The sequence below is a fragment of the Rhodoplanes tepidamans genome, from assembly GCF_030813915.1.
Lineage (GTDB): Bacteria > Pseudomonadota > Alphaproteobacteria > Rhizobiales > Xanthobacteraceae > Rhodoplanes > Rhodoplanes tepidamans.
This window is the reverse complement of record NZ_JAUSUJ010000003.1, coordinates 183331-195865: the sequence shown is the minus strand read 5'-3', so window position 1 is coordinate 195865 and position 12535 is coordinate 183331. Positions and strand designations below refer to the sequence as shown.

The window sequence follows — 12535 nt, the reverse complement described above, 5'->3', positions numbered from 1 at the left end:
TCGGTGCGGCGGACGCGGCGCGTCCGTCACTCGGCGGCGTCGACGAGCGGCAGCGGCGGCCTGTCGTAGATGACGTCGAGCACGCGGGGGCCGACCTCGCCGGGCCGTCCGTCGTGGACGACGCGGCCGTGCGCCAGCGCGATCACGCGGTCGGCGAAGCGGCGGGCGAGCTCGACCTGGTGCAGGCTCACGATCGCGGCGATGCCGTCCTCGCGGCAGATGCGGTGGAGGTCCGACAGCACCCGCTCGGCGCTGCCGGGATCGAGGCTGGCCACCGGCTCGTCGGCCAGCACGATCTCCGGCTCCTGGGCCATCGCGCGGGCGATGCCGACGCGCTGCTGCTGGCCGCCGGACAGCCGGTCGGCGCGGTCGAGGGCGCGGTCGAGAAGGCCGACGCGGTCGAGCGCGGCGAGCGCGAGGCGCCGGTCGGCGCGCGGCAGCGGGAACAGCGAGCGGACGAAGCCGTGCGCGGCGAGGCGGCCGGTCAGCACGTTGTCGAGCGCGGTCAGCCGGCCGATCAGGTGGTGCTGCTGGAACACCATGCCGGTGCGCCGGCGGTGGCGGCGCAGCGCGCGGCGGTCGTGGACGATCGAGCCGACGCCATCGGCGATCACGTCGCCGGCCGTCGGTGTCACGAGGCCGTTGAGGCAGCGCAGCAGAGTCGACTTGCCGGCGCCCGAGGCGCCGAGCAGCACCGTGAACTCGCCCGGCCGGAAGGCGAGCGAGGTCGGCTGCAGGGCCGTGAGGCCGTTCGGGTAGGTGACGGTCGCCTGGTCGAGCCGCAGCATGAAACCCCCGTCCGGCCGATGTTCGGTTCTTGCGAACGATCTGGACGATCGTTCGCGAAGCTCGATCTAGCGGACGGACGTGACAGGGGGACGACAGGGCGATGCGGCGCGTCGGTGTGGCGCGACGCTACGCCCGAAAGCGCGTCATGGCCGGCCTCGTGCCGGCCATCCACGACCTTGCGGCGTTCCGAGACTCGGAGGCGTGGATGGCCGGGACGAGCCCGGCCATGACGAACTCCGAGTGTGACACTGGACGGAGGTCGGCGCTCGTTCAGTTGATCAGCGCCTGCAGGGGCGAGGGGATGCGGCCGCCGCGGGCGACGAAGCGGGCGCTCGACTGGGTGTGCACCGGGATGATCGGGGCGCGGCCGAGCAGGCCGCCGAAGTTCACCGTGTCGCCGACGCGCTTGCCGGCCACCGGGATGATGCGCACCGCCGTGGTCTTGCGGTTGATCATGCCGATCGCCGCCTCGTCGGCCATGATGGCCGACAGCGTCTCGGCCGGCGTGTCGCCCGGCACCGCGATCATGTCGAGCCCGACCGAGCAGACCGAGGTCATCGCCTCCAGCTTGTCGATCGTGAGGGTGCCGCGCTCGGCCGCCTCGATCATGCCGGCGTCCTCGGAGAGCGGGATGAAGGCGCCCGACAGGCCGCCGACATAGCTGGACGCCATCGCGCCGCCCTTCTTCACCGCGTCGTTGAGCAGCGCCAGCGCCGCCGTCGAACCGTGGGTGCCGACGCCCTCGAGCCCGATCGCCTCGAGGATGCGGGCGACGCTGTCGCGCTCAGCCGGGGTCGGCGCGAGCGACAGGTCGATGATGCCGAACGGGATGCCGAGGCGGGCCGCGGCGGCGCGGCCGACCAGCTCGCCGGCCCGGGTGATCTTGAAGGCGGTGCCCCGGATCACCGCGGTCAGCGCCCCGAAGTCGACGTCGCCGGCCTCCTCGACGGCGCGCAGCACGACGCCCGGCCCGCTGACCCCGACGTTCACGACGCAGTCCGATTCGCTGGCGCCGTGGAAGGCGCCGGCCATGAACGGGTTGTCCTCGACCGCGTTGCAGAACACCACGAGCTTGGCGCAGCCGATCGACTCGCTCTGCGCCGTCGCCGCGGCGATGGCCTTCACGGTGCGGCCCATCAGGCCGATGGCGTCCATGTTGAGGCCGGCCCGGGTCGAGCCGACGTTCACCGACGCGCAGACGCGCTTCGTCGCGGCCAGCGCCTCCGGCAGCGCCGTGATCAGGGCCTTGTCGATCGCGGTCGTGCCCTTCTCGACATGGGCCGAGAAGCCGCCGATGAAGTCGATGCCGAGGTCGTCGGCGGCGCGGTCGAGCGTCTGCGCGATCCGGATCATCTCGTCGGGGCCGCAGCGGCCGGCGATCAGCGACACCGGCGTCACCGCGATGCGGTTGTTGACGATCGGGATGCCGAACTCGCGGGCGATCTCGGCGCTGGTCTTCGTGAGATCCCGGGCGATGCGCGTCACCTTGGCATGGATGTTGTCGCACAGGGTCGCGCAGTCGTCGGCGACGCAGTCGAACAGGCTGATGCCGATGGTGACGGTGCGGATGTCGAGCTTCTCCTGCCGCACCATGCCGATGGTCTCGAGGATCTCTTCGCCCGAGAAGCCGAGGTGTTTCATGGACCGTCTCTCGTGTCGGTGGCGTGATCGGCTCGCCGGTCATTCCGGGACGATGCGAAGCATCGGACCCGGAATCCAGCGACATGCTCGGAATTGACTTCTGGGTTCCGGGTCCGCGTCTTCGGCGCGCCCCGGAATGACGGTGCCGCAGCGGCGGCGGCTCACACCCGGTGCATCGCCTTGAAGATCTCCTCGCGCTCGATCTCGACCTTGACGGCCAGCTCGGCGCCCTTGCGGGAGAGCCGCTCGCGCAGATCGTCGAAGGAGACGTCGGAGGCGGAGAGATCCACCATCATGATCATGGTGAAGAAGTCGCGCATCACCGACTGGCTGATGTCGAGGATGTTGACGCCGGCCTCGGCGATCACGGCCGAGATGCCGGCGATGATGCCGACGCGGTCCGAGCCGATGATCGTCACGATGGCGCGGCCGGAGAGGTCCTTGGCGGTCTGTGGCATGGCGTGTCCAGGCGGTCGACGGGGCTCGCGCCGACGGCCGGCCGCGAGAGGGGCTGTTCTTAGCCGTTTGCGGCGCCGTCGGCCAATGGTCCCTGCCGCGCGAGGACGCCGCGCACGAACCGGACCCGTTCGGCGACCGGGGCGAGCGGCAGCATGCAGAGCTCGTAGCCGTAGTCCCGCCATGTCGCGACCATGGCCTCGAAGGTGCGCACCGCCTCGTCGAAGTCCTGCTTCCGTTCGGCGTCGCGGGTGAAGATCGCCGGCCAGGGCGGGGCGACGAGGACGAGCCGGGCGTAACGGAAATGCCGCGCCGCCCGGTCCATGTGGGGTGGCACCGTGCGGCCGAGCATGCGCAGATAGCCGATCACGTCGGGGACGCCGCGGTCGAACACCACCGGGCCGGGCATCGCCCGCGCCGCGTGGTGCGAGCGCATCTCCAGCGCCAGCATGGCCTCGGCGAAGGCCTCCGGGTCGCGCCAGGGCAGGGCGGGGCCGTCGATCGCCACCTGGTCCTGGATGACGGCGCGGCCGGCCTCGACCGAGCGGGCGAAGCCCGCCTCTTCCAGGGCGTCGATCAGGGTGCTCTTGCCCGAGCCGGGGCCGCCGGTGACGACGACGAAGCTGGCGGGATCGCTCATGCGGACGGCCTCGACGATACCGAAGATCGGCACCAGCCTCCGCCCGGAACCAGACGCCGTCAACGCGCCGGCGACATCGCCCCGGCTGCGTCGTGCGGCGACCGGCCGGCGGTGCGGGCGGCGCGGCTCTGGGCGCGCAGCGCGGCGGCCTCCGCGCGGGCCTGCTCGCAGAGCGAGCGCAGGTGGCGGCTCTGGGCCAGCAGGGTCCGGCTTTCGGCGTGGAGGGACTGCAGATCGTCGGAAAAGGTCTTCATGGGGGCGTGAAATGGGACGGCGTTGAACGGGATCGTGGCTGACCGGTCTGGTGACTCGAACGACGCGGCCATCCGATTTGCTATTTTATGGTTAACAAATGGTAAAAGCGGGATCCAACGGCGCGGGAGCCTTGGCGTCCGGGCATCGCCCGTGCCCGCGGCTGTCCGGCGGGGGTCTTCCGGCGGGCCGGGTGCCACCCCAAATCGACGGCAGGGCCGCCGCCCGTCCGGGTTGCGGCGTCGAGGGAGCCCGCCATGTCGATCGTGACGTCCATTCTGCAGGGCACCGCCGGGGTGGTCGGGATCCGCTCCGGCACCGAGGAGCCGCGCTTCGAGATGCTGGAGCGGATCGGCGACGCGGTGGAGATCCGCCGCTACGCGCCGCGCCTCGCCGCCGACGTGACGGTCGCGGCCGAGGAGACGGCAGCCCGCTCGCTCGGCTTCCGTCGGCTCGCGGCCTTCATCTTCGGCGCCAATCGAAAGCGGGATAAGATCGCCATGACGGCGCCCGTGACGGTCGCGCCCGCTGATCGGGCCGGGTCCGAGCGCATCGCCATGACGGCGCCGGTGGTCCAGCGTCCGGCCGCGGACGAGTCCGCGACGGACCAGTCCCCGACGGGCGAGTCCCCGACGGGCGGAGACGGACCGCGCTGGACGATCCGCTTCACCATGCCGGCCGCGTTCACCCGCGACACGCTCCCGGTGCCGGACGACGCCGGCATCGCCATCGTCGACGTCCCGGCCGAGACGGTCGCCGTGATCACGTTCTCCGGGTCCACGGCGCCGGAGGCGGTGCAGCACCAGGCCCGGCTGCTGAACCGCATCCTCGCGACCACGGCGTGGAGGCCGGTCGGCCCGCCGGCCGCCCAGTTCTACGATCCGCCCTGGACCCTGCCGTTCCTGCGCCGCAACGAGGTCGCGGTGCGGGTGGAGCGGTGAGGCGGGATCAGAGCATCCCGCTCGAAAATCCTTCGAGGCCCGGTGCTGCGCCGCGTCACAGGCTGTCGCCGAAATCCGCGCGGAACTTCGCCACCAGACGCTGCTGCCAGTCGGAGACTGGCTTCAGGAGCCCGTAGAAGAACCGCAGCACCTCGGGCTCCTCGACGAAGACGAGGCCCTCGACCAGCCGGCGGTTCTCGTGCAGCCACGACAGGCGGTCCACGGCGTACTTCACCTGGCTCAGCGTGAACACCCGGCGCGGCATCGCGAGGCGCACCAGCTCCATGTTGGAGAAGACCTCGCGGCCGTCCGGCTCGCGCTGCTCGGAGAGCGTGCCGCGCTCCATGCCGCGGATGCCGCCGGCGATGTAGAGGGCGGAGGCGAGCGCGCCGGCCGGATACTGCGACTGCGGGATGTGGTCGACGAAGCGCTTGGCGTCGACGTGGCAGCCCAGCCCGCCGGCGGGCGTGATCACCGGGACGCCGCGCCGCTCCAGCTCGTCCACCATGTAGGCGATGAACTGCGGGCCCTGGTCGATCATGTCCTCGTCCATGGTCTCCTCGAGGCCGACCGTGATCGCCTCGATCTCGCGGACCGACATGCCGCCATAGGTGAGGAAGCCCTCGAAGAGCGGCACGAGGCCGCGCATCCGCAGATACAGGTCCTTGTCGCGGATGCAGATGCCGCCGCCGCGCGCGCAGCCGAGCTTGCGCGCCGAGAAGTAGATGATGTCGCACAGATCGGCGATCCTGCGGGTGATCTCGCGGATCGTCAGGTCCCTGCAGGAGGCCTCGCGGGTCTTGTTGAAGTGCAGGTTGTCGGCGAGCAGGCTGGCGTCCAGCACGAGCACGATGCCGTGCGCGCGGCACACCGCGCTGACCTCGGCGAGATTGGCGAGCGACACCGGCTGGCCGCCGATCAGGTTGGTGCCGGACTCGACCCGCACGAAGGCGACCTTGTCGGCGCCGTACCTGGCGATCACGGCCTTCAGCTTGCCGATGTCCATGTCGCCCTTGAACGGCAGGGTGCTGACCACCTCGAGCCCGGCGTCCGACACCAGCTCCTCGACGACGCCGCCCTGCAGCGTGATGTGCGCCTTGGTGGTGGTGAAGTGATAGTTCATCGGCACCACGGAGCCCGGCGTCACCAGCACCTTGGCGAGGATGTGCTCGCAGGCGCGGCCCTGGTGGGCGGGCAGGAAATACTCCATGCCGAAGATCTCGCGCAGCTTCGTCTCCAGCCGCGTGTAGGTGGCGCTCCCCGCATAGGCGTCGTCGGCCACCATCATGGCGGCGAGCTGGCGGTCGCTCATGGCGTTGACGCCGGAATCCGTCAGCATGTCGAGGAACACCTCCTCGTTGGGCAGCAGGAAGGTGTTGTTGCCGGCCTTGGTCATCACCTCCAGGCGGCGCTCGATCGGCGGCAAGGCGAGCTTCTGGACGATCCGCACCTTGTGCATCTCGAGCGGAATCGTCTCGCCGCCGTAATACTTGATCTTCGACATCACTGTTCCCCAGCCATCGATATTCGAAATGGATCAGAAGGGCGGGCAGGCCCTGCGGACGCGTCACGGCGCATGGCCGGGTCGTCGCGAGGCCAGCCGTCGCAAAAAATCGTTGGTACCATGGTCCGGGTCGACGAACTCGACCAGCCGGGGCAATCCCGTACGTCCTCGGACCCCTCGGCGGGCAACGATGTTGGGCAGTTCCGTGGGATTGGCGGGATCTCGGCGGATTGTTCGACGGACGCATCTCGGGCGGACGGCGTCGAGCAGGCGTCGGACGGAGCACGATCGAGTCCGGGGCGAGTTCCGGGCGTGACCTCGTCGGCGCCCTCGTGACCGCGCCGGGCGGCGAGTCCTTCGCGCAGATCGTCACGTGCGCTCACGGCCGCTGGGCCGGGTGGGTGGCGGCGGGTGTGGCATACCAATTGTGATAACCTTGACGGCTCCCGCCCGGATCCCTCGACATGGCCGGTGCTCCTGCCACCGTCCGAGCGGCGGGCAACCGGAAGCCCCGCCTTTGTGGACAGGCGGCAAAGCCCCTACGACTTCGGCGACCGCCACGGTGAAGGACGATGCAAGCACGCGATCTTGAAAAGCTGGCCACGGATGTCGTGAACGCCGCCGAGTGGCGGCATCCCCTCGGCGGCCTTTCCACCGAGGCGATCCAGTCCTGGATCGCAGGCAACCGCATCGACCCGCACGCGATGCTGGCGGACCTCGTCTACCGAGCGTCCGACATCTTGGGCATCCTTCTCGAGCGCGACATCTCTCCGGAGGAGCGAGTCGCGCTCGCAGGCGAATTGCGGACGCTGCTGGTGTCGATCGACGCCGAGCTCTCGTCCACCGGCTATCGTGGCTGAGCAGAGCCGCGGCCGGGCGGACTGGAGATCCGAACCGCAGCGACCCACAGGGTGGGCAAAGGCGCGTAGCGCCGTGCCCACGCGGTGTCGCGCTGCCGGTCTATCGGACCGCGTGGGCACGGCGCGCCTCTCGGCGCACCTTTGCCCACCTACGTCTCTCGCAAAGACACCCCGCGTCCGCGTCAGATGTCCACGCTGGCGGCCAGCGCGTTCTCCTGGATGAACTCGCGGCGCGGGTCGACGACGTCGCCCATCAGCTTGGTGAAGATGTCCTCGGCCTCGTCGACCTCCTTGATCTTCACCTGGAGGAGCGAGCGGGCGTTGACGTCGAGGGTGGTCTCCCACAGCTGGTCGGGGTTCATCTCGCCCAGCCCCTTGTAGCGCTGCAGCGCGACGCCCTTGCGGCCGGCCGCGATGACCGCCTCGATCAGGTCGATCGGTCCGTGGATCGGCGTCTCGTCGCCCTTGCGGCGGAGCACGCCGGGTCGCGGATAGACCTGCTGCAGGAGCGGCGCGAGGTCGTCGAGCTTCTTGGCCTCCAGCGAGCCGAGCAGCGCACCGTCGATCACCGCGACCTCCTTCACGCCGCGCACCGTGCGCTCGAACGTGAAGCCGTCGCCCTCGACGAAGCGGCCTTCCCAGCCGCGCTCGGTCTCGTCGGCGAGCGCATCGAGGCGGCGGGCGATGTAGGCGGCGGCGCGGTCGGCGGTTTCGCGGTCGAGCGCGATCGCCGGGTTGAGCACGCCGGCGATGGCGGCCTGCTCGACGACGGCGCGCCGGTAGCGGCTGTGCAGGCCGGCCAGCACGCCCCGCACGGTGCGGGCCTGGTCGATCAGCAGCTTGAGGTCGGGGCCGGCGCGGTCCTCGCCCGAATGGGCGCGGAACACCGCCTCGTCGAGGCCGGTGGCGATCAGATAGTCCTCCAGGGCCCGCTCGTCCTTGAGGTACTGCTCCGACTTGCCGCGGTTCACCTTGTAGAGCGGCGGCTGCGCGATGAAGATGTGGCCGCGCTCGATCAGCTCGCGCATCTGCCGGTAGAAGAAGGTCAGCAGCAGGGTGCGGATGTGGGCGCCGTCGACGTCGGCGTCCGTCATGATGATGATCTTGTGGTAGCGCAGCTTGTCGGCCGTGAACTCCTCGGAGATGCCGGTGCCGAGCGCCGTGATCAGCGTGCCGATCTCCTGGCTCGACAGCATCTTGTCGATGCGGGCGCGCTCCACGTTGAGGATCTTGCCGCGCAACGGGAGAACGGCCTGGAACTCGCGGTTGCGGCCCTGCTTGGCGGAGCCGCCGGCCGAGTCGCCCTCGACGATGAACAGTTCGGACTTCGCCGGATCGCGTTCCTGGCAGTCGGCCAGCTTTCCGGGCAGCGAGGCGACGTCGAGCGCGCCCTTGCGCCGTGTCAGCTCGCGCGCCTTTCGCGCAGCCTCGCGGGCCGTGGCGGCTTCCACCACCTTTCCGACGACGGTCTTGGCCTCGCTCGGATGCTCCTCGAGCCAGGCGGCCAGCGCCTCGTTGAGCACGCCCTCGACGGCGGGACGCACCTCGGAGGAGACCAGCTTGTCCTTGGTCTGCGACGAGAACTTCGGATCCGGCACCTTCACCGAGAGCACCGCGGTGAGACCCTCGCGGCAGTCGTCGCCGGTCAGCGCGACCTTCTCCTTCTTGGAGACGCCGCCGGACTCCGCGTAGCCGGTGATCTGGCGCGTCAGCGCGCCGCGGAAGCCGGCCAGATGGGTGCCGCCGTCACGCTGCGGGATGTTGTTGGTGAAGCACAGCACGGCTTCGTGATAGCCGTCGTTCCACCACAGCGCGCACTCGACCTCGATGCCGTCGCGCGCCGACTTGATCACGATCGGATCGGCGATCAGCGGCTTCTTGTTGCGGTCGATGAAGCGCACGAAGGCCTCGACGCCGCCCTCGTAATGCATCTCCTCGCGCCGCTCGACGGCGTGGCGCCGGTCGCACAGCACGATGCGCACGCCGGAGTTCAGGAAGGCGAGCTCGCGCAGGCGATGCTCCAGCGTCGCCCAGTCGAACTCGGTCATCGTGAAGGTTTCGGTCGAGGCCAGGAACGTCACCTCGGTGCCGCGCTGGCCCTGGGCGTCGCCGACCACGGCGAGCGGCGCCACCGCCTCGCCGTGGCGGAACTCCATGAAATGCTCGTGGCCGTCGCGCCAGATGCGCAGCTTCAGCCAGCTCGACAGCGCGTTGACGACCGAGACGCCGACGCCGTGCAGGCCGCCGGAGACCTTGTAGGAGTTCTGGTCGAATTTTCCGCCGGCGTGGAGCTGGGTCATGATGACCTCGGCGGCCGACACGCCCTCGCCCTTGTGGATCGCGGTCGGGATGCCGCGGCCGTCGTCCCGCACCGTCACCGAGCCGTCCGGATTGAGGGCGACCGAGACCTCGCGGGCGTAGCCGGCCAGCGCCTCGTCGATGGCGTTGTCGACGACCTCGTACACCATGTGGTGCAGGCCGGAGCCGTCGTCGGTGTCGCCGATATACATCCCCGGCCGCTTGCGCACGGCGTCGAGGCCCTTGAGGACCTTGATCGATTCGGCGCCGTAGTCGGAGCCGTCGGCGGGGAGGCGCGAGGGAGTGGGATCGTCCATGCAACGAGCTTCGGAGGTGGTTCTGGGACGGGGGACTTCGCCGCACCGGTGTGGCACGAAAGCCGGGACGCGTACAGGACAATGTGCCCGTCCGTAAATGGTTATTCGACAAAGGAAATTCAAGCGATTCCGCGACGCGGCGAACGGCCCCGCGGACGGAGCGCGCCGGCGCGAATCGGCGGCGCCGTCGACGACGCCGGAACGGTGCTTCGGCACCACGACGAAACGCCCGCCGCGGCCTCTCCGGCCGGGCGGGCGTCACCGATGTCTCGGGCGTGCGGGGAGGCCGCGCCGGGGCGGGGCCGGCCTCGGCGGCCTCAGGCGACCTTCAGGACCTCCTCGCCCTTCTGCCAGTTGCAGGGGCACAGCTCGTCGGTCTGCAGGGCGTCGAGCACGCGCAGCACCTCCTGCGGATTGCGGCCGACCGAGAGGTCGTTGACCGAGACGAAGCGGATGATGCCCTGCGGGTCGACCACGAAGGTGGCGCGCAGGCACACGCCTTCCTCCGGATGCAGGATGCCGAGCGCGGCCGACAGCTCGCGCTTGATGTCGGACAGCATCGGGAAGGGCAGGGCCTTCAGGTCCTTGTGGTTCTGCCGCCAGGCGAGATGCACGAACTCGCTGTCCGTCGAGGCGCCCCAGATCACCGCGTCGCGGTCGGCGAACTCGCCGTTCAGGGCGCCGAAGGCGGCGATCTCGGTCGGGCACACGAAGGTGAAGTCCTTCGGCCAGAAGAACAGGATCTTCCACTTGCCCGCCTCGCTCGCGTCGGTGATCCGCGTGAAGGCGGAGCCGGGCTCGGTGGACACCACGGCCTGGAGATCGAAGGCCGGGAGCTTGTCGCCTACCGTCAGCATGGTCGTCACATTCCTCGGAGGTTGGTCGGGGGTCTCAGGCGACCGCCAGGGGACGCGCGTCCCCCTCGGCCGGCGTGTCGGCGGCTGTCGCGGCGTCCAGCACGGTCGCGGCGGCGTGCACCACGGCGGCGATGCGCAGCACCGCCTGGATGGCGGGCAGGGGAACGCCGTGCTTGCGGGCGCCGTCGACATGGGCGCGGGTACAGCCCTCGCAGCCCTTCACGGCCGAGGCGGCGAGGCCGAACAGCTCGAAGTCGGCCTGGGCGATGCCGTGCCGGGTCAGCGCGTTCATGCGCAGGCCGGCCGGCAGCCGGGCGAGCTCGGCGTCGCCCGCCATGTGGACGGCCCGGTAGTAGACATTGGTCATCGCCATCAGGGCGGCGGCGGTGCGGGCCGCCTCGATGGTCGCGGCATCGGTGGTGCCGGCGGCCTCCGCCGCGATGGCGGCCAGAAGGCGCGGCTGGCGGGCCGCAATGGCGGCGGCCACGGCGCTGCCCCAGCGCTGCGCCGCGGTCAGCTCCGGCACGGCTCCTGCACCGAGCAGCGAGCCGAGGTTCAGCTTGATGTCCTTGCCGTAGTCCGGCAGCTCCTGCCGGAGCGTCTCGAGCAGGCTCATGGGGGTCTCCGGTGCGCGTCCTGCCGCTGCGGCGCCGGATGCGTCGCCGCGAGACGGTTGCATGCGTCGCGGCAGACCCTATGAAGCTGAATTTTTCATGCAACTAATTTGCAGTTGTTGCGCTGCAGCGACTCCGCCCGCAGCGCGGTATCTGCCCTGAAAAACCGCGTCCGGCGAAGAATTCGCGCAGCCGCGCCGTCGCAGACCGGCGGTTCAGCGTGCCGGGGCGACGTGCTGGGGCGCGATCTCGAAGACGTCGGCCTCGGTCGCGACGCCGGCGAAGGCGGCCGGGTCGGCGCCCGCCATCCACACCTGGGCGCCGAGCGCGCCGAGCGCATCGAACAGCGCGCTGCGCCGGCCCGGATCCAGATGCGCCACCACCTCGTCGAGCAGCACGATCGGCGCGATGCCGGTCATGGTGGCGACCAGCTCGGCATGGGCCAGCACCAGCGAGATCAGCAGCGCCTTCTGCTCGCCCGTCGAGGCGTCGCGGGCGGCGATGCCCTTTGGCGCGAAGCTGACGAGCAGGTCGGTGAGGTGCGGGCCGTCGAGGGTGCGCCCGGCGGCGGCGTCGCGTCCGCGGTTCTCACGCAGCACCCGGCGATACTGGTCCTCCACCTCGATCGCCGGACGGTCGAGCGCCGCCTGCTCCATCCAGCCGTCGAGGATCAACCCGGCCGAGGGGAACGGCCCGGCGCCGCGCTCGAACAGCGTGGCGGCGAGGCGCTGCACGGTCTCGGCCCGGGCGGCCGCGACGGCGACGGCGAGCTCGGCCGTCTCGTGCTCGGCCGCCTCGAGCCAGTGGGGATCGGGCGAGGGGCTTTCCAGGAGCCGGTTGCGGGCGCGCAGCGCGCGTTCGAGCGCCGACACCCGGGTGCCGTGGTCGGGATGGACGGCGAGCACCAGCCGGTCGAGGAAGCGGCGGCGCTCCGCGGCGGGACCGAGGAACAGGCCGTCCATGGTCGGCACCAGCCAGACCAGCCGCAGATGCTCGGCGAAGGCGGTGGCCGAGCCGACCGGCTCGCGGTCGATCCGGCATTTTCGCGCATGGGGGCCGTCGCCGCCGGCCGGCGTCGCGAGCCCGGTGCCGAGCGTCGCCAGCCCCTGCGCGCCCTCGACCTCGGCCGCCACGGCCCAGGTGCCGGGCCCGTCCTCGCGCGCCACCGCGTCGAGCGTCGCCCGCCGCAGGCCGCGGCCGGGCCCGAGAAAGGAGATCGCCTCCAGGATGTTGGTCTTGCCGGCGCCGTTCGGCCCGGTGAGCACGACCAGCCGGCGCGCCACCTGCAGGGTCGCGCTCCGCCAGCTGCGGAAGTCGGTCAGGCTGAGGCGAAGGATCTGCGGGGCGACGGTCATGTCTCTCACCT

At 70.7% G+C, this 12535-nt stretch carries 12 protein-coding genes; 2 read left to right on the top strand and 10 right to left on the bottom strand.

Features of this window, described 5'->3' with window-relative positions; translation table 11 throughout:
• Nucleotides 1-26 precede the first annotated feature (26 nt).
• The 5 genes from phnC to J2S22_RS05345 all read right to left on the bottom strand — a co-directional run bounded on the left by phnC (nucleotide 27) and on the right by J2S22_RS05345 (nucleotide 3852).
• On the bottom strand, nucleotides 27-788 hold the full coding sequence (gene phnC / locus J2S22_RS05365) for a phosphonate ABC transporter ATP-binding protein (RefSeq protein WP_272779281.1): 762 nt from the start codon (nucleotides 786-788) through the stop codon (nucleotides 27-29).
• Between the two features lie 271 nt (nucleotides 789-1059).
• Nucleotides 1060-2430, bottom strand: a complete 1371-nt coding sequence (locus tag J2S22_RS05360) for a PFL family protein (RefSeq protein WP_272779282.1) — start codon at nucleotides 2428-2430, stop codon at nucleotides 1060-1062.
• A gap of 161 nt (nucleotides 2431-2591) precedes the next feature.
• Nucleotides 2592-2888, bottom strand: a complete 297-nt coding sequence (locus tag J2S22_RS05355; protein WP_272779283.1) for an ACT domain-containing protein — start codon at nucleotides 2886-2888, stop codon at nucleotides 2592-2594.
• 59 nt (nucleotides 2889-2947) lie between these two features.
• On the bottom strand, nucleotides 2948-3526 hold the full coding sequence (locus J2S22_RS05350; RefSeq protein WP_272779284.1) for an AAA family ATPase: 579 nt from the start codon (nucleotides 3524-3526) through the stop codon (nucleotides 2948-2950).
• Between the two features lie 59 nt (nucleotides 3527-3585).
• Nucleotides 3586-3852: a hypothetical protein gene (locus J2S22_RS05345; protein ID WP_272779285.1), complete on the bottom strand. Its 267-nt coding sequence runs from the start codon at nucleotides 3850-3852 to the stop codon at nucleotides 3586-3588.
• A gap of 183 nt (nucleotides 3853-4035) precedes the next feature.
• Here J2S22_RS05345 and J2S22_RS05340 point away from each other — a divergent pair, with 183 nt between their 5' ends.
• A complete protein-coding gene (locus tag J2S22_RS05340) occupies nucleotides 4036-4719 on the top strand; it encodes an SOUL family heme-binding protein (RefSeq protein WP_272779286.1) in 684 nt (227 codons plus the stop codon).
• A gap of 55 nt (nucleotides 4720-4774) precedes the next feature.
• Here J2S22_RS05340 and J2S22_RS05335 read toward each other — a convergent pair whose 3' ends face one another.
• Nucleotides 4775-6223, bottom strand: a complete 1449-nt coding sequence (locus tag J2S22_RS05335) for a tryptophanase (protein ID WP_272779287.1) — start codon at nucleotides 6221-6223, stop codon at nucleotides 4775-4777.
• Nucleotides 6224-6795: 572 nt separating this feature from the next.
• On the opposite strand from J2S22_RS05335, the gene J2S22_RS05330 reads away from it, so the two are divergent.
• Complete coding sequence (locus J2S22_RS05330) at nucleotides 6796-7083, top strand: hypothetical protein (RefSeq protein ID WP_272779288.1); 288 nt, start codon at nucleotides 6796-6798, stop codon at nucleotides 7081-7083.
• 182 nt (nucleotides 7084-7265) lie between these two features.
• On the opposite strand, the gene gyrB is transcribed toward J2S22_RS05330, so the two are convergent.
• The 4 genes from gyrB to recF form a co-directional block, all read right to left on the bottom strand.
• Nucleotides 7266-9698 (bottom strand): DNA topoisomerase (ATP-hydrolyzing) subunit B, encoded by a 2433-nt coding sequence (gene gyrB / locus J2S22_RS05325; RefSeq protein WP_272779289.1) that lies wholly within the window; start codon nucleotides 9696-9698, stop codon nucleotides 7266-7268.
• 317 nt (nucleotides 9699-10015) lie between these two features.
• A complete protein-coding gene (locus J2S22_RS05320) occupies nucleotides 10016-10555 on the bottom strand; it encodes a peroxiredoxin (protein WP_272779290.1) in 540 nt (179 codons plus the stop codon).
• Nucleotides 10556-10589: 34 nt separating this feature from the next.
• Complete coding sequence (locus J2S22_RS05315; RefSeq protein WP_272779291.1) at nucleotides 10590-11171, bottom strand: carboxymuconolactone decarboxylase family protein; 582 nt, start codon at nucleotides 11169-11171, stop codon at nucleotides 10590-10592.
• A gap of 213 nt (nucleotides 11172-11384) precedes the next feature.
• Nucleotides 11385-12524, bottom strand: coding sequence for a DNA replication/repair protein RecF (recF, locus tag J2S22_RS05310; RefSeq protein ID WP_272779292.1), 1140 nt, complete (start codon nucleotides 12522-12524; stop codon nucleotides 11385-11387).
• Nucleotides 12525-12535: the final 11 nt, after the last annotated feature.